The 22,226-nt window shown below is 59.6% G+C and carries 23 protein-coding genes; 16 read left to right on the top strand and 7 right to left on the bottom strand.

The window, feature by feature from the left end:
* Positions 1-66: 66 nt before the first annotated feature.
* From OJHNALOF_RS09665 to OJHNALOF_RS09655, 3 genes are all read right to left on the bottom strand, one after another.
* Positions 67-840, bottom strand: a complete 774-nt coding sequence (locus tag OJHNALOF_RS09665) for a phosphate/phosphite/phosphonate ABC transporter substrate-binding protein (protein WP_165661870.1) — start codon at positions 838-840, stop codon at positions 67-69.
* 229 nt (positions 841-1,069) lie between these two features.
* The gene (locus OJHNALOF_RS09660) at positions 1,070-1,372 is read right to left on the bottom strand and encodes an MTH1187 family thiamine-binding protein (RefSeq protein WP_094199282.1); all 303 of its coding nucleotides are present in this window, start codon (positions 1,370-1,372) and stop codon (positions 1,070-1,072) included.
* A gap of 1,805 nt (positions 1,373-3,177) precedes the next feature.
* Complete coding sequence (locus OJHNALOF_RS09655) at positions 3,178-4,470, bottom strand: site-specific integrase (protein WP_165661869.1); 1,293 nt, start codon at positions 4,468-4,470, stop codon at positions 3,178-3,180.
* A 123-nt stretch (positions 4,471-4,593) separates the two neighbouring features.
* Between OJHNALOF_RS09655 and OJHNALOF_RS09650 the strand changes: the two genes are divergently transcribed.
* Positions 4,594-5,394 carry a dienelactone hydrolase family protein gene (locus OJHNALOF_RS09650; protein WP_165661868.1) on the top strand — a complete coding sequence of 267 codons (801 nt, stop codon included), beginning with the start codon at positions 4,594-4,596 and terminating at the stop codon, positions 5,392-5,394.
* On the opposite strand, the gene OJHNALOF_RS09645 is transcribed toward OJHNALOF_RS09650, so the two are convergent.
* Positions 5,388-5,858 (bottom strand): hypothetical protein, encoded by a 471-nt coding sequence (locus OJHNALOF_RS09645; protein WP_165661867.1) that lies wholly within the window; start codon positions 5,856-5,858, stop codon positions 5,388-5,390. The genes OJHNALOF_RS09650 and OJHNALOF_RS09645 overlap by 7 nt on opposite strands.
* A gap of 311 nt (positions 5,859-6,169) precedes the next feature.
* Between OJHNALOF_RS09645 and ccoN the strand changes: the two genes are divergently transcribed.
* The 11 genes from ccoN to ttcA all read left to right on the top strand — a co-directional run bounded on the left by ccoN (position 6,170) and on the right by ttcA (position 15,968).
* The gene (gene ccoN / locus OJHNALOF_RS09640; protein ID WP_094199285.1) at positions 6,170-7,594 is read left to right on the top strand and encodes a cytochrome-c oxidase, cbb3-type subunit I; all 1,425 of its coding nucleotides are present in this window, start codon (positions 6,170-6,172) and stop codon (positions 7,592-7,594) included.
* A gap of 16 nt (positions 7,595-7,610) precedes the next feature.
* Positions 7,611-8,219, top strand: a complete 609-nt coding sequence (gene ccoO, locus OJHNALOF_RS09635) for a cytochrome-c oxidase, cbb3-type subunit II (RefSeq protein ID WP_094199286.1) — start codon at positions 7,611-7,613, stop codon at positions 8,217-8,219.
* Positions 8,220-8,230: 11 nt separating this feature from the next.
* Positions 8,231-8,446 (top strand): cbb3-type cytochrome c oxidase subunit 3, encoded by a 216-nt coding sequence (locus tag OJHNALOF_RS09630; protein ID WP_165661866.1) that lies wholly within the window; start codon positions 8,231-8,233, stop codon positions 8,444-8,446.
* A complete protein-coding gene (gene ccoP / locus OJHNALOF_RS09625) occupies positions 8,443-9,411 on the top strand; it encodes a cytochrome-c oxidase, cbb3-type subunit III (RefSeq protein WP_094199288.1) in 969 nt (322 codons plus the stop codon). Before OJHNALOF_RS09630 ends, ccoP begins: the two co-directional genes overlap by 4 nt.
* Positions 9,412-9,503: 92 nt before the next feature.
* The gene (locus OJHNALOF_RS09620; protein ID WP_165661865.1) at positions 9,504-9,989 is read left to right on the top strand and encodes a FixH family protein; all 486 of its coding nucleotides are present in this window, start codon (positions 9,504-9,506) and stop codon (positions 9,987-9,989) included.
* Positions 9,990-9,991: 2 nt separating this feature from the next.
* The gene (locus OJHNALOF_RS09615) at positions 9,992-12,361 is read left to right on the top strand and encodes a heavy metal translocating P-type ATPase (protein WP_165661864.1); all 2,370 of its coding nucleotides are present in this window, start codon (positions 9,992-9,994) and stop codon (positions 12,359-12,361) included.
* Complete coding sequence (gene ccoS / locus OJHNALOF_RS09610; RefSeq protein ID WP_165661863.1) at positions 12,358-12,570, top strand: cbb3-type cytochrome oxidase assembly protein CcoS; 213 nt, start codon at positions 12,358-12,360, stop codon at positions 12,568-12,570. The genes OJHNALOF_RS09615 and ccoS overlap by 4 nt, the downstream gene beginning before the upstream one ends.
* On the top strand, positions 12,554-13,237 hold the full coding sequence (locus OJHNALOF_RS09605) for a sulfite exporter TauE/SafE family protein (RefSeq protein ID WP_165661862.1): 684 nt from the start codon (positions 12,554-12,556) through the stop codon (positions 13,235-13,237). The genes ccoS and OJHNALOF_RS09605 overlap by 17 nt, the downstream gene beginning before the upstream one ends.
* A gap of 63 nt (positions 13,238-13,300) precedes the next feature.
* The gene (locus OJHNALOF_RS09600) at positions 13,301-14,044 is read left to right on the top strand and encodes an FNR family transcription factor (RefSeq protein WP_094199293.1); all 744 of its coding nucleotides are present in this window, start codon (positions 13,301-13,303) and stop codon (positions 14,042-14,044) included.
* A gap of 22 nt (positions 14,045-14,066) precedes the next feature.
* Positions 14,067-14,981, top strand: a complete 915-nt coding sequence (gene uspE, locus OJHNALOF_RS09595; RefSeq protein ID WP_094199294.1) for a universal stress protein UspE — start codon at positions 14,067-14,069, stop codon at positions 14,979-14,981.
* A gap of 66 nt (positions 14,982-15,047) precedes the next feature.
* Positions 15,048-15,968, top strand: coding sequence for a tRNA 2-thiocytidine(32) synthetase TtcA (ttcA, locus tag OJHNALOF_RS09590; RefSeq protein WP_370462313.1), 921 nt, complete (start codon positions 15,048-15,050; stop codon positions 15,966-15,968).
* Between the two features lie 58 nt (positions 15,969-16,026).
* Here the strand turns inward: ttcA and OJHNALOF_RS09585 are convergent, their stop codons facing one another.
* Together OJHNALOF_RS09585 and OJHNALOF_RS09580 are read right to left on the bottom strand one after the other, a co-directional pair.
* On the bottom strand, positions 16,027-16,626 hold the full coding sequence (locus tag OJHNALOF_RS09585) for a DUF2987 domain-containing protein (RefSeq protein WP_165661861.1): 600 nt from the start codon (positions 16,624-16,626) through the stop codon (positions 16,027-16,029).
* Positions 16,623-17,378, bottom strand: a complete 756-nt coding sequence (locus tag OJHNALOF_RS09580; RefSeq protein WP_094199297.1) for a hypothetical protein — start codon at positions 17,376-17,378, stop codon at positions 16,623-16,625. Before OJHNALOF_RS09580 ends, OJHNALOF_RS09585 begins: the two co-directional genes overlap by 4 nt.
* 230 nt (positions 17,379-17,608) lie before the next feature.
* Between OJHNALOF_RS09580 and potA the strand changes: the two genes are divergently transcribed.
* From potA to OJHNALOF_RS09560, 4 genes are read left to right on the top strand one after another with little or no spacing between them, the layout of a single operon-like run.
* On the top strand, positions 17,609-18,715 hold the full coding sequence (gene potA / locus OJHNALOF_RS09575; RefSeq protein ID WP_094199298.1) for a spermidine/putrescine ABC transporter ATP-binding protein PotA: 1,107 nt from the start codon (positions 17,609-17,611) through the stop codon (positions 18,713-18,715).
* The gene (gene potB, locus OJHNALOF_RS09570) at positions 18,702-19,559 is read left to right on the top strand and encodes a spermidine/putrescine ABC transporter permease PotB (protein WP_094199299.1); all 858 of its coding nucleotides are present in this window, start codon (positions 18,702-18,704) and stop codon (positions 19,557-19,559) included. Before potA ends, potB begins: the two co-directional genes overlap by 14 nt.
* A complete protein-coding gene (potC, locus tag OJHNALOF_RS09565) occupies positions 19,556-20,323 on the top strand; it encodes a spermidine/putrescine ABC transporter permease PotC (RefSeq protein WP_165661860.1) in 768 nt (255 codons plus the stop codon). The genes potB and potC overlap by 4 nt, the downstream gene beginning before the upstream one ends.
* Position 20,324: 1 nt before the next feature.
* Positions 20,325-21,371 carry an extracellular solute-binding protein gene (locus tag OJHNALOF_RS09560; RefSeq protein WP_165661859.1) on the top strand — a complete coding sequence of 349 codons (1,047 nt, stop codon included), beginning with the start codon at positions 20,325-20,327 and terminating at the stop codon, positions 21,369-21,371.
* Positions 21,372-21,414: 43 nt separating this feature from the next.
* Here OJHNALOF_RS09560 and cobB read toward each other — a convergent pair whose 3' ends face one another.
* Entirely contained in the window at positions 21,415-22,155 is a 741-nt protein-coding gene (gene cobB, locus OJHNALOF_RS09555) for a Sir2 family NAD+-dependent deacetylase (RefSeq protein ID WP_165661858.1), read from the bottom strand.
* Between the last annotated feature and the right edge of the window lie 71 nt (positions 22,156-22,226).

Raw genomic sequence — 22,226 nt, 5'->3', positions numbered from 1 at the left:
ATGAGGCCAGTATACTTCAGCCGGCCCGCGGTTACAGCCGGCCCGGCAATATTCTGCCGGTTGTGCTCAGCAAAGCGTCGCGCAACCGACCGCCTGAGTAGCGGGATCATGAACGATGGGGCTATAGCTTTCTCGTTCCGCCGGTTGCACCCCGGCAATGCCAATGGCCTCACCGGCTTTGGCAATGGTCGCAATCAGCGCGGCATGCATGCACTGCCGGGTTACCGGCGCGCCCCGATGCATCACAAAGGGTGGCGAGGGCGCAGGCTCGCTGCGGCCGATAATGTGCAGCCCCTGAGTATTGAGCAGCGGCCAGCTGTGGGCGTCGATGGCGGCCACATCGGCACGGCCGTGTCGCAACCATTCCAGGCTTTGGGCATGGGCGCCGCTGATCAGCACGCTGCCGGGCTCAACCCGTTGCCGGCGCAGCCATTCATAGAGCGCGGCGCAGCCGGAACGGGAGCTGGGAGCATTCACCACCAGCCGGGGCCGCGTCGGCAGCAGCCGGTTTGTCGTGACGATATGGCTGTAGTAATCACCGGGGTTGCAGTCGAGATCCATAAATACAGGTCGGGCGATGGGCACCAGGTGGCGGGCCGCCGGCGTAAACAAGTCCGGCCCGCAACACTGGCTCAACAGCAAACCGGCGTGGGCCCATTGATCAATCAGCGGCATATCGCGCTCAAGGGCTGAGGGTAAGGGCAGGGCGCCGATGTGCTTCAGCTCGCCACGCAATACCTCCCAGAAGGCATTCAGGCCATCACGGGCCGGGGGCAAGTCGTACCAGGGCAGGCTGGCGATCAGGCGCACGATGTCTCCTTTGCGGGTGAACAGGGTCAAGAAAAATCAGGCGAAGAGTGTAAACAGCGCCTGCCCGCAAGTAAACAAACGGCGGTTTAGGTAATATTTTCAGAATAATTCACTAAAGGCTCAAGTGTAGCCTCGGGAATATTTGAGACCGGGCAGGACAAAATGCTGGTTAAGGTGCCATGGGGAGCAACATCAGGGTTGCCAGATCCGGTCGGAAACGGCACTCCCTGACATTGCCTAGTGATGACGCTTTATCGCGTTAACCGCCCAGCTTTTGCTGCACGCTGGTGACCTTGTCGGCCATGGTCTGGTCGCGGTCGTTGCGGGTGCCCAGCTTGATATGGCTGGTAATGCGCACGGCACCGGCGTCGTGCAGGGTTTCATGGCAGCGCTTGACCGCCGCCATGACGTCATCCCATTCGCCTTCCACATTGGTGCCATAGCCATGCATGGTGTGCACCAGGCCGGCGTCTTCAAAAATCTGCTGACACATGGCCACGTAAGGCGACACCGACACACCAACGCCGCCGGGCGACACCATGATATCCATTAAAACGTACATAACAGCTCCTTGGTAAGAATGAATCGTTGCGTTAAACACATGCCATTCGAGCCAAAGCACGGCTGGGCCACAAGGGCCAGATTGGGAGTTTGGGTTGGCCAGTGAGAGGTATCTTTTTATTTATGTTAAACGCGCCAAGAGAGCTAAGCTCAAGGCCAAGCAAGCACGGGCACAAAAACAGCGTCAGAAGCAAACGGCTGAGGCTGCGGTTGTTTCCGCTGAACGTAGCCAACAGTTTTCTGAGCTGCCGTCATATTCTCCTGAGCATTTGTATTTGCCTGTTCTCGTACAGGGTGTGCTTGCTCGACCTGGATTAAGTTGCAATGGGCTTGAACGCGTAGCCATGAACGCAACAATGTTTTCTTATTGGTCTACGACGGGTAAGACAGTGATATCTACAGATGAATGGTTTGCTGGCACAGAGCAGCTAAAGAAGATACTGAGCGCTGGGTTTCGGACTGTTAAGTCAATCTATCTCTTACTTCGCATAATGTATATTATGTTAAATGTACAATTTGTAAGCTCAAGGCTGCAGGCAATATCGTGGGTTTCATGAGAGTTTCACCCTGCGATCGTCACTCCCTCACTTGCGGCCGGACCAACCGGCACCGGCTGCAATGCCAAACAGTCAATAACGTATGTCTCTGTGTAAGCCTGTGGTAATGCTCTTTAAGGTCGTCTGCGCGAAAACGCGCGGCACAAACCCCACAATACAGCAATCAAGAAAAGGTGTTCCAGGGGGCTGTAACAGACGCGCTTCCGATTCGCGAGGAGCCGATCGCTAACGCGCGATGCAAGAAGTTAATCTGTGGAACGGCGTGACTGATAGTCTGTAAAGGCGGAATTGTTCGCCCCTATAGCCGAGTCATGTTCATTACCGATTCTCGGCCTGAGCCGGTGGCAACCCGTTTGAGGTTGTTGTCGGCTTTCAGTTCTTTATCAGGTGATCGCTGATGTCGTTGTGACTTCAGTGGTAAAGGATGGATAACCGGCTGTCAGCTCGTATTCGATGGATGAGAGAACACCTAGCCGACCACGGTACAAGAATCATAATGGTAGCCAGATAACACCAGCGGCAGCCGGCCCAGATGACCAGGTGTGATTGGAGTGAAATATCTGGTTGTTCAACGGTGTCATCATGCAAACCTCAATCGTATTTCGGTAAGCGAAAGCATAAAATAGCTGAATTATCTCACCTTCATGCTCTTTAAAATGCACTGTTTTATGGAGGATCCCTGCCTGGGTTGGTGAGCCTTTAATATACCCACTCGCACCAGGCCCAGCAGTAAGATGGAGAACTGGTCCGTGTAGGGCCTTAACACCAAATGCCGATAAACTGTATTATCGGCATTGAGACAGCATAAATTAACCTGTCAGGCTTTCCCCAGTTGCGTTTTCTCAGTCCACAGTCAAGGCAGCCTTCTTGTGGGCAAATCACGGTATGCCTGTCACTGTTGTTTTCCACGGTTATCCATGGTTTTCAACTGTTCAGTTGCGACCCGACTTCAAGTGATTGCAGTGTGGCGTGGTCGCTACGCCTGCATCTACGGTATTCCCCCCTTCGCCAGAGAAAAATGCGGCTCCCCTGCCATGCCTGGCTTCAAACCGTTTGCTCGGGTAACTACAACCCACCCAAGGTTGCTCCAAGGCGGGCTTCGACTGGATGATTTACGACCACCCTGCCCCTGTGCTTGAGTTACCCATCGGGCTAACAATCCCCTCTGACGTCAAGCACCTTTAAGAAGCAGGTCGAATGGTAACGATGCCCTTGACCTGCATTAGCTCTCCCCTGCTGGCGTTGTTATCTACTGCTCTCGTAACCGGTCCAGTCGTTTGTTGGCGGCACTTTCGTGACGCTCAACCTTGCCGGTGTGCAGATATTGCGAGGTGGTGTCGATGCTGTCGTGGCCGGCATCGGCCTGCACGTGAGACAGTGGCCGGCCGTTGTAGTTGATGTCGTGGGTAATGCCGGTGTGACGAATGCCATGCACGGTGAGTGTACGCATTTCACCGGCATCCTGGTCAAAACCGTCGGCCATGGCGGCATCGGCGGCGGCGGTCAGCAGCTCATTCAGCAACTCACGCAACTGGCGAATGCCCAGATTGGCATTCACCATGCCCTGATCCCGCCCTCGCCCGGCGGCCCGGTGGCGCACAAACAATGGAGTGGTGTCATTGGGCGCAGGCAGTGGCGACAGCCCCAGGTGAGCGCGATAGCGTTTTAGCGCGTCCAGCAGCTCGCGGGACACGGCCACGGTGCGCTTTTTTCCGCCCTTGCTCACGGGAATGTAAAAGCTCCAAATTCCGGTTTTGGTATCCCGCCGAAACTGGCTCATCACCGGGGAAAAGCCCGGCCTGGCGGCCACTTCCGAAATCCGCAGGTAACAGCCGTACATCAGCGACACCAGAAACAGGGTACGCTCGTGGCGCTCGGGTGCAACTTCGGCCAGCTGCCGGGCGGTGTTCATGACATAGGACCACTGCAGGTCGCTGAACACCCTAACCTCGTCTTCTTCATTGTGTCCTGCCACCAAAGGGGCCGCACTGCCAAAGCGGCTGTGACGCATCCACATGGTGGCCGGGTTGCGCTCGGTGACTTCCTCATTAATGAGGTAGCTATAAAAGGAAGACAATACCGCCATCTTGGTTTTCAGGGCCTTGTCGCTGAGCCGATACGGTTGTTCGATGCCGTCGATCTTCTTGCCGAGAAACGGGCGCCACAGTGGGTTGGGCCGGCGCTCGCCCAGCTCCCGATCGGCCACGAACTGGGCCACATTACGGTAGGCAATCAGCGCCCGTGGTGGTGCCTGGCAATAATCCACATATCGATTCATGGTGCGGCGGGTTACCTCTGTGGGTGAAATCTGCTCCACCTCCAGGCACCAGTGCAAAAAGGTGGTGAGCTCGCTGCGGTAGGTCTTGTAGTTGTTCTCGCTGTGGCGGCTTTCCAGCAGCCATTCCATGGCATGTTCATAAATAAAGGCGGCGTCGGGCACCCGGTTCAGGGTGATGTCGGCAATATGCTGATTGACGGCACTGTTGCCTTCTTCCAGAAATTGCGGAGCGTCAAACAGGGGAAAAACCGGTGGCGTATCCATGGTGTGCGAAGGGTCAGAACGAGTGGTGTGCGCATAATGTCGATAAATCCAGGTTTCGGCAATGCGCCGTACGCCGGTGGGCTGCTCTATGCTTTATATTCACTCACTGACGGAGCCCATGCCATGAAGCCCCTGTTGTTGTTGCTGACCCTGATGACCTTTGCCGTGCAGGCCGGCCTGATAACCGAAGAGCGCCGCTACGAGGTCAACGGCAAGACCTATCGCGGTTATCTCGCCCTGGATGATGCCGCCCCGGCCCCCCTGCCCGGCGTGCTGGTGGTGCATGAATGGTGGGGACACAACGACTATGTGCGCGAGCGCGCTCGCATGCTGGCCGAGCTGGGTTATGCCGCCTTTGCCATCGACATGTACGGTGACGGCAAGACCGCCACCCACCCGGATCAGGCCGGCGCCTTTGCCAAGGCTTCGCTGGCGTCTCTGCCGAAAGCCGAGCAACGCTTTAATGCCGCCCTCGCCCTGCTGGCCGCCGATTCACGGGTCGATGGCAGCCGACTGGCCGCCATCGGTTATTGTTATGGCGGTGGTGTGGTGCTGCACATGGCCCGGGCCGGCGCCCAGCTGCAGGCGGTAGCCAGCTTCCATGGCTCCCTGGCTCCCAAGGCGGATCCCCTGCCTGCTCACAGCCCGGTGGCCATTGCGGTGTTCAACGGCGCCGCCGATCCTCTGGTGCCGGCCGAGCAGGTAACGGCCTTTCGTGAGGAAATGATGAATGCCAATGCCGACCACCTGCTGGTGAACTACGAAGGCGCCCTGCACGCCTTCACCAATCCCGATGCCGATCGCACCGCCGCCGAGTTTGGCCTGCCACTGGCATACAACCAGGCCGCGGATAGGGACTCCTGGCAGCGATTACAGACGTTCTTGAAGGAAAAACTTGAGCCGGAGAATGAGTCCGCTCAGTGACGCACTTCAAACAGAAAGCGGTAGGTCTGCGGTTGGCCCAGGTATTCCACCTCCACCACCCAGGCCCACAGCATGCGGGCCTCGGTGCAGCTGCCTACCAGCGCCTGCCCCTGCCACCGCCCTTTGCCAGCGGGCTGCAGCAGGGCCGGCAGGGTACCCATGTACATGGTTTCTCCTTCCAGCACGCTGCGCACAATGGTCACACTCGGATCTGAAAAGGTAATGTTCAGTTCAAAGGGCGATTCCGCCTGCAGCTTGTCGGCTTTAAGGCGGGCGGTGGCGGTCAGCCCCCCTTGTTCCTGCCGACATTCATTGTGACTTACATCACAGTAATCAAGTTTTTCCTCGACGTTTTCGGTCGTTTGCTGCTCCGTACCGCAGGTACGCAGCCAGAAGGCCGCCGACAAAACGACCATGACCACCAGAATTTGCACCATTTTTGGGCCAGTCAGCCGGTCTCTCATGAAATAACTCTTCCTGTTTCGGGGTCAGTTACGAGGCTTGCTTGATCTCGATCAACACGCGTCGTTATGCCCTATGGGCGGGCTAAAGGGGTAATCATATTACTGTTTATACTGTTTTTTTGGCAGCCACTCATTTATCATCTGTGCCGGTTTTGGGGGGGTGCCTTTGCTTTGTTAACAAAGAGTTAACGAATTCTGGTGCGCGCCAAAGCCACGATAAGAGAAACCGGTAACACTTAATCCTTCCGATGTGAGCACCTAAACCGTGAGCACAAAACCTGAATAACAGCAGTGGAAGCGGAACTATAACGATGAGTCAAACTAATAATCAACCAAACTACAACTACACCGTAGTTCGTCAGTTTACGGTCATGACCGTGATCTGGGGCGTTGTAGGTATGTCGTTGGGTGTGCTGATCGCAGCACAGCTGATCTGGCCTGCCCTCAACTTCGAAACACCCTGGCTGACCTACAGCCGCCTGCGTCCGTTGCACACCAACGCGGTAATTTTTGCCTTTGGTGTCAGCGCGCTGATGGCAACGTCCTTTTACGTGGTGCAACGCACCTGTCAGGTTCGCCTGTTCGGTGGTCCGCTGGCCTCCTTTGTATTCTGGGGCTGGCAGGCAATCATCGTCTCGGCGATCATCACCCTGCCCATGGGCTACACCTCGAGCAAGGAATACGCCGAGCTGGAGTGGCCGATCGACATCGCCATTGCCGTGGTGTGGGTGTCTTATGCCATCGTCTTCTTTGGCACCATGTACAAGCGCGTGACCTCCCACATCTATGTGGCCAACTGGTTCTACGGCGGCTTCATTCTGACCGTGGCGGTGCTGCACATCGTTAACAGCCTGGCCATTCCGGTCAGCGGCATGAAGTCCTACTCGGTGTACTCCGGTGCGGCCGACGCCATGATCCAGTGGTGGTACGGTCACAACGCAGTGGGCTTCCTGCTGACCGCCGGCTTCCTGGGCATGATGTATTACTTTGTACCCAAGCAGGCCGGTCGTCCGGTTTACTCTTATCGTCTGTCCATCGTGCACTTCTGGGCGCTGATCACCCTGTATATCTGGGCCGGCCCGCACCACCTGCACTACACCGCCCTGCCCGACTGGGCCCAGTCTCTGGGCATGGTCATGTCCCTGATCCTGTTCGTACCGTCCTGGGGTGGCATGATCAACGGCATCATGACCCTGTCCGGCGCCTGGCACAAACTGCGTTACGATCCCGTTTTGCGCTTCCTGATCGTGTCCCTGTCGTTCTACGGCATGTCCACCTTTGAAGGCCCGATGATGGCGATCAAGACCGTAAACGCCCTGTCCCACTACACCGACTGGACCGTGGGTCACGTGCACTCCGGTGCCCTGGGCTGGGTGGCCATGATCTCCATCGGCTCCGTTTACCACCTGATCCCCAACCTGTTCGGTCAGCAGCGTATGTACAGCCTGACGCTGATCAACACCCACTTCTGGCTCGCCACCATCGGTACCGTGCTGTACATCGTGGCCATGTGGATCAGTGGTGTGATGCAGGGCCTGATGTGGCGTGCGGTGAACGAAGACGGCACCCTGACCTACAGCTTTGTTGAAGGTCTGCAGGCGTCCTACCCGTTCTACTTTGTACGTTTCCTGGGCGGCGTCTTCTTTGTCACCGGCATGCTGCTGATGCTGTACAACACCTACCGTACCATCAAGGCGCCGAAAGGCTCCCTGCAAGCCATTGCCCAACCGGCCTGATTTAGGAGACTCGTGAATGCAAAACCGTCATGAACTGGTCGAAAAGAATGTCACCTGGTTGGCAATCCTGACCGTTGTGGCCATCAGCTTTGGTGGCCTGGTTGAAATCGTGCCGCTGTTCTTTCAGCAGCAGACCAACGAGCCGGTAGAGGGCCTGCGTCCCTACACCGCACTGGAAATGGAAGGCCGTGACATCTACATCCGTGAAGGTTGTACCGTGTGTCACAGCCAGATGATCCGTCCGTTCCGTGCCGAAACCGAGCGTTATGGTCACTACTCCGTGGCCGGTGAAAGCGTGTGGGAGCACCCCTTCCTGTGGGGCTCCAAGCGTACCGGTCCGGATCTGGCCCGGGTGGGCGGCCGTTACTCTGACGAGTGGCACCGTGTGCACCTGCTGAATCCGCGTGATGTGGTGCCCGAGTCCAACATGCCGGCGTTCCCCTGGCTGGAAACCAATGTGCTGGATGGCAAGCATACTGCCGAGAAGCTGCGCGTTTTCCGCGACAACTTTGGTGTTCCGTACACCGACGCCGACATTGAAGGTGCCGAAGCGGCCGTGAAGGGCAAAACCGAAATGGATGCCGTCATCGCCTATCTGCAGTCCCTGGGACACGCCCTTAAATAACCGGAGTCGATATGGATCTCAGTACCTTGGAAGCCCTCAAGCCCATGCTGATCAGCTTTCAGACCCTGGCCCTGCTGGTGTTGTTTGCAGGCATCGTTTGGTGGGCCTTTAGCAAACGCAGAAAGGGTAAGTTTGACGATGCTGCTCAATCCATCTTTGACGAGGATGAGCGCAACAAGCCGCGCCGGGGTACTGAGCAGGATCGCGCAGGAGCTAACAAAAAATGAATACTTTTCTGAGCATATTTGTCACCGTGATCAGCCTGGGCACCATTTTTGGCTGCCTGACGCTGCTCATCTGGTGTAACAAAGACAAGATGGGAATGGAAGAAGGGGCGCCCACCGGGCACACCTATGACGGCATCTCCGAACTGAACAACCCTCTGCCCAAGTGGTGGAGCTACATGTTCATTATCATGGTGGTGTTTTCCCTGATCTACCTGGCTCTGTATCCGGGCCTGGGCAACTTCAAGGGTCTGCTGGGCTGGCAGAGCTCCAACCAGGACATTCGTTCCCTGGAAGAGTCTCGCGCCGCCTCCGCCGCCGCCCGTGAAGAAGGCCGCCTGGTGCAGTACGAGCGTGAGATGGTCAAGGCCGACGAGGTCTTCGGTGCCAAGTTCCGCGAGCTGGCCTATGAGGCCGATGGCAGCAGCTACCGTGCCATTGCCGATATCGCCCAGGACGAAGAGGCCACCAAAGTGGGCCAACGCCTGTTCCTGCAGAACTGTGCCCAGTGTCATGGCTCCGACGCCCGTGGTGCCCGTGGTTTCCCCAACCTGGCGGATGCCGACTGGCTCTACGGCGGCACCCCGGAAGCCATCAAGGCCACCATCATGCACGGCCGCAAGGGCGCCATGCCCGCCTGGGGCGACAGCCTCGGTGAGCAAGGCGTACAGGAAGTCACTTCCTACGTGCTGAGCCTGTCCGGCCGTAAAGTGGATCCCGTAGAGGCCCAGAAAGGCCAGGCCCGGTTCGCCATGTGTGCCGCCTGTCACGGCATGGACGGCAAAGGTAACCCCGCCATGGGCGCGCCCAACCTGACCGACAACATCTGGCTTTACGGCGGCTCCCGTGCCGCGGTGGAAGACTCCATTCGTCATGGCCGCGCCGGTGTCATGCCCGCCTGGAATGAAATTCTGGGCGAAGACAAGGTGCATCTGCTGGCGTCTTACATCTACAGCCTGAACGACTGATAAAGCCCGCCGGGCTTGGACAGAAAGCCCCGCTTGCGGGGCTTTTTTTGTTATATTAGCCGTCGACTTTTTTCGCAGTAGGAATTCCCGTTATGCATCGTCCCTGGTATCAGCAATTCTGGCCCTGGTTTTTGATCGTGCTGCCCCTGTGCGCCGTGGTGGCCAGCCTCTATACCCTGCACCTGGCAAGCACCAATGCCGATACCATGGTGGTGGATGACTACTACAAAAAAGGCCGCGCCATTAACCAGGATCTGAGTGAGCTCAAGGAAGCAGAGCGACTGGGCCTGATGGCCGAGCTCGGTTATGCCGACGGCCAGATCACCCTGCGCATGCAGGGCGAGCACACCGAGGGGGAGCCGGTGCGACTGCGCTTTACCCACCCCACCCTGGCCGAGCAGGACGTACAGGCCCTGCTCACCACCGATGCCGCCGGCGTCTACCGCTTCCGCCCGGATCACGCACTGCTGAACGGGTTGTGGAACCTGCAGCTGGAAGCCTTTGACCGGCGCTGGCGCATGCAGCAGCGCATTCGCCTGCCCATTGCCGACAAACTCGTGATCCGAGCCGGTCAGTAAGCATGGTCGGCTGTTTCCATTGTGGCGAGCCGGTTCCGGCGGCGGCCGGCTTCAGTGCCGTGCTGGAAGGGGAACCCCGCCAGTTCTGCTGCCCCGGTTGTCAGGCGGTGGCCGAAACCATCATCGACTGCGGCCTCGGCAGTTATTATCAGCACAGAACCAGTACCCCGCCCAAGGCCGAGGCGGTGCCCGATGAGCTGCGCCGGCTGCAGCATTATGATTTGGACGACATTCAGCAGGACTTTGTGGTACAACGCGACGACATTCGCGAAGTGCAGTTGTCCATCGGCGGCCTGACCTGCGCCGCCTGTGCCTGGCTGATTGAGCGCCACCTGGCCCAGCTGCCGGGGGTGATGCTTATCCAGGTCAACACCACTACCGAGCGGGCCCGGTTGCGCTGGGATCCGCAACAGACCCGGCTCAGCACCCTGCTGGCCGGTTTTGCCCATATCGGCTATCAGGCCCGGCCGTTCCAGCCCCATCAGCAGGAGCAGGAATACAACCGCGAGGTAAAATCCTACCTGTTGCGCATGGGCCTGGCCGGGCTTGCCAGCATGCAGGTGATGATGGTGGGTTTCGCCCTCTATGAAGACCTGTTTCCCGACATTGATCCCGGCCTGGTGCAGCTGTTTCGCTGGGTCAGCCTGTGGCTGTCGGTGCCGGTGATGGCCTACTCCGCCCAGCCCTTTTACCGCAATGCCTGGCGAGGGCTGAAAAACCGGGCGCTGAACATGGACTTGCCGGTGTCGCTGGCCATGCTGTTCGCCTTTGTCGCCTCTGTCTATGCCACCGTGACCGCGACCGGTGAGGTCTATTACGAGTGCGTGTCGATGTTTGCGTTTCTGCTGCTCACCGGCCGCTTTCTGGAAATGCGGGCCAAGCGCCGGGCCTCGGAAACCACCGCCAACCTCACTCACCATATTCCCATGCTGGCCCGGCTGGAAAGCGACGGTGACGAGCAGGAAGTGGCCGCCCGCACCCTGCTGCCCGGCCAGGTGGTACGGGTATCGCCCGGTGCGGTGATCCCCGCCGACGGTGACATTATCGAGGGCCACACCAGCGTGGACGAGTCCATGCTGACCGGTGAGCATTTGCCGGTGTCGCGCCGCCCGGGTGAGCCGGTGTTTGCCGGCACCACCAATGTGGAGTCACCACTGCGCATTCGTGTCAGCCGAGGCCTGGCCGATGCCCGCGTCTCAGAAATTTTGCGGGCCCAGGACGACGCCCTGCTGGAAAAGCCCAGGGTGGCGGTGCTGGCGGATCAGCTGTCCCGCTATTTTGTGGCGGCGCTGTTGCTGGCCACCCTCGCCACCTACCTGGTGTGGCTGCAGCTCGATGCCGACCGCGCCTTCTGGGTGATGCTGTCGGTGCTGGTGGCCACCTGCCCCTGTGCGCTGTCACTGGCCACCCCCACGGCGCTGACCGTGGCCACCTCCCGGCTGACCCAGGGCGGCGTGCTGGTGCGCCGGGGTCACGTGCTCGACACCTTGCCCCGCACCACCCGCATGGTGTTTGACAAGACCGGCACCCTGACCCGGGGCAAGGTGGCACTGACCGAGGTTACCCTGCTCGGCGCCATGGACAAGAAGCAGGTCCTGGCGCTGGCCGCCGCCCTGGAAAGCGGCTCCGAGCACCCCATCGCCCGTGCCTTTGCCCCGTATTGTGATGCCGGCATTCCGGTGAGCCAACGGCGAAACCACGTGGGTCGGGGCGTCAGTGGTGTGATCGACGGCGAGACATGGCGGCTGGGCAGCGGCCCCTGGCTGAATCCCGGCCACCAGGACAGCGAGCTGTGCGTTTATCTTGCCGGAGAGCACGGCCTGGCAGCTCGCTTTACCCTGATGGATCCCCTGCGGGATGAGGCCGCCGCCCTGATCGCCCGCTGCCACGAGCAGGGCCTGGCCACCACCATTCTCACCGGTGACGGCTCCGGCCAGGCGGATCGGGTGGCGAAGGTGCTCGGGGTAACCGAACTCGAAAAAAGCGCCACCCCCGACGACAAACTGGCGTATCTGCGTGCCCGCGCCGAACGGGGCGACGTCTGCCTGATGGTGGGGGACGGCATCAACGATGCCCCCGTGCTGGCCGGTGCCCATGTGTCCTTTGCCATGGCCGGCGGCACCGACATTGCCAAAAACAGTGCCGATGCCATTTTACTGGGGGACTCCCTCGACCGCCTGCTGATGGCCCGCCGCATTGCGGCGGCCGCCCGGCGGGTGATCAAGCAGAATTTCGGCTGGGCCCTGGGCTATAACCTGGTGGTGCTGCCGCTGGCGGCGGCCGGTCAGGTCTCGCCCTGGTTCGCCATGCTGGGCATGTCGGCCAGCTCGCTGATCGTTATTTCCAACTCCCTGAGGTTATCCCGGTTATGAATGGTGACACCATCTGGTACCTGATCCTGCCCATTGCCCTGATTTTGCTGGCGGTGGCCGTGGCGGTGTTTTTCTGGTCGGTAAGAAGCAACCAGTTCGAGGATCTGGATCGGCAAGGCAACAATATCTTGTTTGATGACGACGACGGTGCCCATCGCCGCGCCCAGCATCACGACTCGCGCAAGGATAATGATGACCGGTCAGCTTGATCCCGTAGCGGCCCTGCTGATCGGGCTGCTTGGCGCCGGCCACTGCATTGCCATGTGCGGCGGGGTAGCGGCGGCCTTTTCCATGGCCATTCCTCAGTCTCAGCGGCGCTGGCAGTGGCTGTATCTGCTTGGTTACAACGCCGGCCGCATTGGCAGCTATGCCCTGGCCGGTGCCTTGGTGGGGGGCGTGTTCGCGGGACTTGCCGACATCAGCCTGGGCAAACAGGGGCTCTTGTGGCTGCGGCTGCTGGCCGGGCTGATGATGGTGTTGCTGGGCTTGTATCTGGCACGCTGGTGGAACGGCCTGCTGGCCCTGGAGCGGCTCGGCAATGGCCTGTGGTGTCATATCAAGCCGCTGGCCGGGCGTTTTGTGCCCTTTCGCCACCCCCTTGCCGCCCTGCCCTTCGGCATGATCTGGGGTTGGCTGCCCTGCGGCCTGGTGTATTCGGCACTGACCTGGAGCGCGGTGTCTGGCGGCGCCGCCGAAGGCGCCCTGGTGATGGCGTTGTTTGGTCTCGGCACCCTGCCCACCCTGCTGGCACTGGGTGGCCTGGCCGGGTCGCTCAGGCACTGGCTGAACCATGCCGGCTTTCGTCGAGCTTCGGGCATCCTGTTGATTTGCTACGGTTTATTCAGCCTGTATCAGGCGTTGTCGCTGCTTTCGTGAACTATTAACCGGTTTTTATTGGTGCTATGATTCAGGTTGGATTACACACAAGCGACGGAGCACATGGGTAACATAATAAAAGCCGGCAAATCCGCCACAGGTCGCGCCATTCACTGCCAGGACTGCAGCATCAGCCAGTTGTGCATTCCCCTGGGCCTTAATTCCGACGAGCTGGATCAGCTGGACGACATCATCGAGCGCAAAAAGCCCATTCAGAAAGGAGAAGAGCTTTTCAAGGCCGGTCAGCCGCTGAAATCGCTTTATGCGATTCGCGCCGGCACCGTCAAGTCCTACACCCTCACCGAGCAGGGAGACGAGCAGATCACCGCCTTTCACCTGGCCGGGGATCTGGTGGGGTTCGACGCCATCAACACCGGGGCCCACCCTTCCTTTGCCCAGGCGCTGGAAACGGCCATGGTGTGCGAGATTCCCTATGAGGTACTGGACGAGCTGTCGGGCAAGATGCCCCGGCTCAGACAGCAGATCATGCGACTGATGAGCAACGAAATTAACGGTGATCAGCAGATGATATTGCTGTTGTCCAAGAAAACCGCCGAAGAGCGGCTGGCCGCCTTTCTGCACGGGTTGTCGACCCGCTTTGCCCAGCGCGGCTTTTCCCCCCGGGAGTTTCGTCTGACCATGACCCGCGGCGAAATCGGCAACTATCTCGGACTGACGGTGGAAACCGTGAGCCGGCTGCTGGGCCGTTTTCAGAAAAATGGCATGATAGCGGTAGACGGCAAGTACATTCGTATTCTCAAGCAACCCGAGCTGGCCTGCCTGGCAGGTGCGCCGGACGCAGACTGATCCACACCACAAGGAGGTGTCTATGATCAAGTATCAACATATTCTGGTGGTTATCGACCCGGTCGCCGAGGCCCAGCCCGCCCTGCACCGGGCGGTGTCGGTGGCGGCGCTGCAGGAAAACGCCGCCATCACCCTGTTTTTGCCCATTTACGACTTTTCCTACGAGATGACCTCCATGCTCTCCAGTGAAGAGCGGGACGAAATGCGCGAAGGGGTGGTGCAGGGCAAGGAGGAGTGGCTCAGGACCCTGCTTGAGCCTTACGCCGACAGCAAAATCAGCTTTCATGTGCGGGTGGTGTGGCACAGCCGGCCCTTTGAGGCGATCATTCAGCAGGTACAGGAGCAGGGCCACGATCTGGTGGTGAAAAGCACCCACAAGCACGCCATGATCCAGTCCTTTATCTTTACCCCCACCGACTGGCACCTGCTGCGCAAGTGTCCCTGCCCGGTGCTGTTGGTCAAGGAGCGGGACTGGCCCATGGGTGGTACCGTGCTGGCCGCGGTCAACTGCTGCAGCGACGACAAGGCCCAGGAAGCGCTGAATGAAAAAATCATCGGCGAGAGCGCCGAAGTGGCGCGGCTGCTTTCCGCCACCCTGCACCTGGTCAACGCCTACCCCATCACTCCGGTGAACATGGCGCTGGAGCTGCCCGACTTTGACCCTCACGCCTACAATGCGGCGGTAAAAAAACACCATGAGCGGGCCCTGTATGAATATGCGGTGCGTTTTAACCTGGAGTCCGACAGCCTGCACCTGCACGAGGGCCTCGCAGAGGAAGTCATTCCTAACTGTGCCGATGCCATTGACGCCAGCCTGGTGATTCTGGGCTCGGTGGGCCGCACCGGCATGGCGGCGGCGCTGCTTGGCAATACCGCCGAGCACGTGATCGACAAGCTCAGCTGCGACGTGCTGGTGCTGCGCCCCGACACCGACTGATCCCTCAGGCGCCTTGCCCTCAAGGCGCCAGTCACTATAATAGCCCCCAGTTTTTTCGCCGGGGGCATCATGTCTGTTCAAACCGCCAAGCAAGTCTATAACTTCAACAAGCTGCAAAAGCGGCTGCGTCGCAACGTGGGTGAGGCCATCGCCGACTTCAATATGATTGAAGACGGTGACAGGGTCATGGTGTGCCTGTCGGGCGGCAAGGACAGCTATGCCATGCTCGACATTCTGCAGAACCTGCAGGCCCACGCCCCCATTCGTTTCGAGATTGTAGCGGTCAACCTGGATCAGAAGCAGCCCGGCTTTCCCGAGCATGTGCTGCCCGCCTACCTGGACGGCCTGGGGGTGGAGTACAAAATCGTCGAGGAAGACACCTACTCCATCGTCAAGGACAAGGTTCCGGAAGGCAAAACCACCTGCTCACTGTGCTCGCGGCTGCGCCGGGGCATTCTCTATCGCACCGCCACCGAGCTGGGGGCCACCAAGATTGCCCTTGGCCACCACAGGGACGACATTCTGGAAACCCTGCTGCTCAACATGTTCTATGGCGGCACCATGAAGTCGATGCCTCCCAAGCTGGTGAGCGATGACGGTAAACACGTGGTGATCCGTCCCCTGGCCTATGCCAAGGAAAAGGATCTGGTACGCTACGCCGAGGCCCGGGAATTTCCCATTATTCCGTGCAACCTGTGCGGCTCCCAGGAAAACCTGCAACGCCAGGCCATCAAGACCATGCTGCAGGATTGGGACAAGCGTTTTCCCGGCCGCATTGAAAGCATGTTCCGCTCGGTGCAAAACCTGGTGCCGTCGCACCTGATGGATCATCAGCAGTTTGACTTTAAAAGCATTAACAGCGAGTCCGGCGTAATCGACGGCGGCGACATCGGTTTTGACAAGCCCGACGTTGCTCCTCGTTTTGAGCAGGATGATGACGACGCCCCCGAGCTGGGCGAGCGCCTGCAGGTGCTTGAAGTGAAGTAATAAAAAAGGCGCCGAGGCGCCTTTTTTGCTGATGTAGCCTGGCTTCCCAGTGCCGGGGTTACAACCAGGGCGTGACCCGAGTGGCGGGAATCTGCCAGTTGCCATTACCGGTCAGTGCGGCATCATCCAGAGACAGTTTGTTCAGGCCCTGAATAAGCTCTTGCCCGCTCAGCGGCTGTAATTGCACGCCCTTGATGCTCGGCACAAAATAGCGCCCCGGCCAGCCGGCCATTTCCTGCAGCAAGGCCTGCATTTCATCGCGAATGGCACGCAGCTGTGCCGCCTGCACCTCGCCTGCCGGCAGCAGGGTCTGAATTTGAATGGAGATTTCACAGCGCTCCGGCTGATCCACGTCGAGTCGGACCACGGCCTTGTCCAGATCCAGCTGCTTGTCAAAGGGCAACACGAATTCACCATGGGGCAGAACGGTCACTTCGCCCCGTGGTTGGCCGGCAACCTCAACCGAGCCGTGATGAATGGTGCACCAGCCCTCGCCGTCGTTGCGGCTGAGGTAAAAACCCAGGGTGGCGTGCTCGACTTCGGCGTCGGCCACGGTATCCAGGTGCTTGTAAAAACCGCTGTAACCCAGATTGAGCGCGTCGGCGTGGGCCGGAACGGCCAGCAGGGCCAGCGCGGCCCCAAACAGTACGGATTTCATGCCTCGAAATGATCCCTTGAAGGTGAGGAAGCCGGGGCGGTGGCGTCACCGGCGCCACGAACGCCGCAGGCTTCCCGGTAAATGATGCCCTTGACCACCATGTACAGCGGCGCCACCCATACCAGGCCAATGCCAAAGCTGAGTACGGCGGCCATAAACAGCGCCACCAGTATCAGATGAATGGCAATCAGGTTGAGCCACTGGCGGGCGAACAGCCGCAGAGACACCAGAATGGCCTGAAACGGGCTCAGGCCTTTTTCCAGGATCAGCGGAAAAACAAACATCAGCGCCACGCTCAGCACCAGGGTGGGCAACATGGCCAGCACCGCCGGCAGGCCAAATGCTGCCCCCAGGGGCAGGAACAGGCTGGTCATAAAGCCCATGATCAGGCTGGCCACCGCCAGCGGCAGCACATAACGGAAATAATCAAAAATCTGATTGGCGCGAATGGGTCTTTCCACCGCCCGGTGAATGCCCATCATGTCGAGGCCGCCGCTCATGGGTGCCATGATCATGGAAATCAGCAGGCCCAGCAGGCTGGCACGCCAGTCGCCGGTCTCGCTATCACCGGCCACGGTCAGCAGCAGGTGATTGAGCAGCAGCCAGCTGCCGGCCACGCCGATGGCGGCCATCACCATGGTCAGCTTGGCGCCGTAAATGCGCTGCCAGCCTTCCTGCAGCACCGCCTTGGGAGCAAGGGAAAATCCGTGTTGCAGCGACTGCTGCAGGCGGGAAGATTCGGGTTCGTTCATCAAATACGATTTCTGGTTCAGGGAATGCGGCCATTATAGCGGCATCGGCCGGCTCTCGTAACCCGTTGTGAGCCGGTTAAAAGTTGCGCACATTCAACGGCTTCGCAAACAACAAAACCGTTTGTTGCGGCAATTTTTATTTGCTTTGCTTCATGCCGGACGAGTCCTAGAATGCGCGCTTTCCTTTCCCTGTGAACGCCGGGCGTTCCTATCGAGGTGCATTCAGGCACATGGCCGAACACAAAGCTCCCATTGTCACCCTTGCCGGCATCAGCAAGTCCTTCGGCGGCAAGACCATCATCGAACACCTGGATCTGTCTATCTACGATGGTGAATTTGTCACCCTGCTGGGTCCTTCCGGCTGTGGTAAAACCACGGTGCTCAGGCTGATTGCCGGGCTGGAGTCGGCCGACGGCGGCCGTATTTTTCTCGCCGGCGATGACATTACCGCGGTGCCCGCGGAGCAGCGTCATGTCAACACCGTGTTTCAGAGCTATGCCCTGTTTCCCCACATGACCATTTTCGACAATGTGGCCTTTGGCCTGCGCATGCAAAAGGTGCCCGCCGCCGACATCGCCCCGCGAGTGCAGGAAGCCCTGGCCATGGTGCAGCTGGAGCAGATGGCCGACCGTTATCCCCATCAGCTCTCCGGTGGTCAGCAGCAGCGTATCGCCATTGCCCGGGCGGTGGTCAACCGCCCGCGGGTGTTGCTGCTGGACGAGTCGCTCAGTGCCCTTGACTACAAGCTGCGCCGGCAAATGCAGGTGGAGCTGAAGGCGCTGCAGCGTCGGCTGGGCATAACCTTTGTGTTTGTGACCCACGATCAGGAAGAAGCGCTGTCGATGTCCGATCGCATTCTGGTGATGCAGGGTGGCCGTGTGGTGCAGCAGGGGTCGCCCCGGGACATTTACGAAGCCCCCGCCAACCTGTTCGTCGCCCGTTTTATCGGCGAAATCAACATTCTCGATGGCGAGCTGCTGGCCCCCGCCGAACAGGGGCGCTGGCACGCCCGGGTGGAAGGCCGTGACTGCCTGGTGCACAGCCGTCATCCGTTCAGCCCGGGCGATCGGGTGTGTGTATTGCTGCGCCCGGAAGATCTGCGTATGTCGGCCCAAGGAACTGAGCAGGCGGCTGCGGGAGTGAACGGGCGTATTCTCGATCGCCAGTACAAGGGGGCCACCCTTGAGTCCCGGGTGCAGCTCGACGCCGGCGGCGAGATCCTGATCTCCGAGTTTTTCGACGAAGACGATGCCGGCACCGACTACGCCCTGGATCAGCGGGTGTCGGTGAGCTGGGTGGATGGCTGGGAGGTGGTGCTGCCCCATGAACAACACTAACGGCTTTCGCAACCTGGCGGTGGGCCTGATTGTGGGCTGGCTGCTGCTGTTCGTGTTTCTGCCCAATTTGATGATCATCGGCACCAGCTTTCTGACCCGGGATCACGCCAGCCTGGTGAGCCTGGTGTTGACCCCGGAGAACTATGCCCGGCTGCTTGATCCCATGTACATCAAGGTGCTGTGGCATTCCCTGATGATGGCCGGCCTCGCCACCCTGCTGTGTCTGCTGATCGGCTACCCCTTTGCCTTTGTGGTGGCGGGGCTGCCCAAGGCCTGGCGCCCGGTTTTGCTGTTTCTGGTGATAGTGCCGTTCTGGACCAACTCGCTGATCCGCACCTATGCGCTCAAGGCGGTGCTGGGCACCAAGGGCCTGCTCAACCAGACGCTGTTGTCACTGGGCATTATCGAGCAGCCGCTGCGCATCGTGTTTACCGAGGCGGCGGTGATCATCGGCCTGGTGTATATCCTGCTGCCGTTCATGATCCTGCCGCTGTATGCGGCCATCGAAAAGCTGGACGGCCGCCTGCTGGAGGCGGCGCGGGATCTGGGGGCCGGTCCCCTGCCCCGCTTTGTGCGAGTGGTGTTGCCGCTGACCCTGCCGGGCATCGTTGCCGGCTGTCTGCTGGTGTTTCTGCCGGCGCTGGGCATGTTTTACATCTCGGATCTGCTGGGCGGGGCCAAGCACTTGTTGATCGGCAACATCATCAAGACCCAGTTCCTTAACATTCGTGACTGGCCCTTTGGCGCCGCCACCAGCGTGACCCTGACGGTGCTGATGGCGACCCTGATGCTGATTTACTACCAGGCCGGCCGGCTGCTGAACAACAAGGGAGAGGCCGAATGACCAGATGGCTGAAAGGCGCATTGCTGTTGCTGGTGTTTGCCTACCTGTATATCCCCATTGGTGTGCTGGTGGTGAACTCCTTTAACCAGTCCCGCTTTGGCATTCGCTGGGACGGTTTTACCCTGGACTGGTATCAGCGGCTGGCCGGCAACACCGCCCTACTTGAGGCAGCGCGCCACTCGCTGACGGTGGCCCTGCTGTCCGCCAGTGTCGCCACCCTGATCGGCACCCTGGCGGCGGTGGCGCTGTACCGTTACCGCTTTCGTGGCAAACGCTTCGTGGGGGGCATGCTGTTTGTGGTGATGATGTCACCGGATATCGTCATGGCCATTTCGCTGCTGGCGCTGTTCGTGGTCATTGGCGTGTCGCTGGGGTTCTGGTCACTGCTGTTTGCCCACGTCACCTTTTGCCTGCCCTTTGTGGTGATCACGGTATTTTCCCGGCTCAGGGGCTTTGATGTGCGCATCATAGAAGCGGCGCGGGATCTGGGCGCCGGCGAAGCGGTGATTTTCCGGCGCATTCTGCTGCCGCTGGCACTGCCGGCCATCGCCGCGGGCTGGCTGCTCAGCTTTACCCTGTCGCTGGATGACGTCATCGTCAGCTCCTTCGTGACCGGGCCGGGTTATGACATTCTGCCGCTGCGCATTTATTCCATGGTCAAGGTGGGAGTTTCCCCCGAGGTCAATGCACTGGCCACCCTGATGCTGGTGGTATCACTGATTCTGGTGGTGATTTCTCAATTACTGTTAAGGGACAAACGCTGATATGAAGATTCGCACTTACTCGCTGGCGGTGGCCCTGGCCACCCTGCCCGCCTTTTCCGTGGCCCAGGAGCGCCTGGCCGTGTACGCCTGGGCCGAATACCTGCCCGAGGCCGTGTTGCAGGCCTTTACCAAGGAAACCGGCGTGGCGGTGGATTACGCCAGTTTTGACTCCAACGAGGCGCTCTATGCCAAGCTCAAGCTGCTGCAGACCAGCGGTGCCAGGGAAAGCTATGACGTGATTTTTCCGTCCAGCTACATGCTGAGCAAAATGGCCCGGGAGAACATGCTGCAGCCCCTCGACAAGAGCCAACTGCCCCACTTCGGCCAGCTGGACTCTGCCCTGCTGGATCGGGATTTCGACAAGGGCAATACCTACAGCATGCCCTATGCCTTTGGCAGCACCGCAATTGCCGTTAACCGGGACGAGCTGCCTGATGCCAGCGTGGCCGGCTGGGCCGATTTGTGGAACAGTGATTTCAACGGCCAGCTGATGCTGACCGACGACATTCGCGAAAATTTCCAGATGGCACTGCTGACCCTGGGGCATTCCGCCAACAGCAAGGATGGCCAGGAGGTGGCCGCCGCTTATGACAAGCTGGTGGCGCTGCAAGACAATGTGCTGCTGTATAACTCCGACAACCCGCGCATGCCTTATGTGACCGGTGAAACCAGCATCGGCCTGTTGTGGAGCGATCAGGCTTACAAGACCCAGCAGGACGGCCTCAATCTGGAATATGTTTATCCCGAGGAAGGCGCCATCTTCTGGGTGGACAGTGCCGCCATTCCCGCCAACGCCCGCTCCGTGGACGCCGCGCACCGTTTTCTGGATTATCTGATGCGGCCCGAAGTCGCCGCACAGATCATTACCGAGCTGGGACTGGCGGTGCCCAATCGAGGGGCCAAGGCGCTGTTGCCCGCCGACGTGGCGAACAACCCGGTGCTGTTTCCCTCGGCCGAGGTGGTGGCGAACGGCCATTTCCAGGACGATCTGGGCGATGAAGTGCTCGCCATCTACGAACAGTTCTGGGTCAAGCTGCGTACCCAGTGAATGAAAAAGCCCGCCAATGGCGGGCTTTTTTTCAGCCGTTCATTCAACCTTGTTGCCGAATGGAAGCGCCGGCGAGACCGGTCAGTAACTCCTCCACCCAGGCTCCGACTTCCTGGGTTGCCGGGCCGTAGCGATGGGCATCGAAATGGGTGCGTATTTCGCTGGGCTGCAGGTTGATCTCCAGGGTATGGGCGTTGTGCATGGCCGCCTCGTGTACAAAGCCGGCGGCGGGATAGACATTGCCCGAGGTGCCGATGGCAACGAACAGGCTGGCTTCACTCAAGGCCTGGTAAATATGATCGAGCAGCAGCGGCATTTCTCCGAACCAGACCACATGAGGGCGCAACGGCTCGGGAAACTGGCAGCAATGGCACAGATCCGTGGTGCGCAGATCGCCGCTCCAGTCGACGGTCTGGTTGCTGTGGGGGCAGCGCACCTTGAGCAGCTCGCCGTGCATGTGCAGCACATTGTGGCTGCCGGCACGCTCGTGCAGATCATCGATGTTCTGGGTGATCAGGGTTACGCGATCCGGCCACTCGGCCTCGAGCCGGGCCAGGGCCTGGTGGGCCGCATTGGGCGCAACGGTTTGCAACAGTGCGCGCCTTTCATTGTAAAAGCGCTGCACCAGCTCGGGATTACGGCGGTAACCTTCGGGCGTGGCCACGTCTTCGATATGATGCTCTTCCCACAGGCCGTCTGCGGCCCTGAAAGTGCGAATGCCGGACTCGGCGGAAATGCCGGCGCCGGTGAGGATCACGATGTTTCCTTTCTGCACGCTGTGCATGCCTCTGCTGATTTCATCCTGCCTCATAGGCTAACAGCCAGTGAGGCGCAGAGCCAATAGTGCCTTAGTCT

The sequence above is a fragment of the Oceanimonas sp. MB9 genome (genome assembly GCF_011319775.1).
Classification (GTDB): domain Bacteria; phylum Pseudomonadota; class Gammaproteobacteria; order Enterobacterales; family Aeromonadaceae; genus Oceanimonas; species Oceanimonas doudoroffii.
This window is presented reverse-complemented; position numbering and strand designations above follow the sequence as displayed.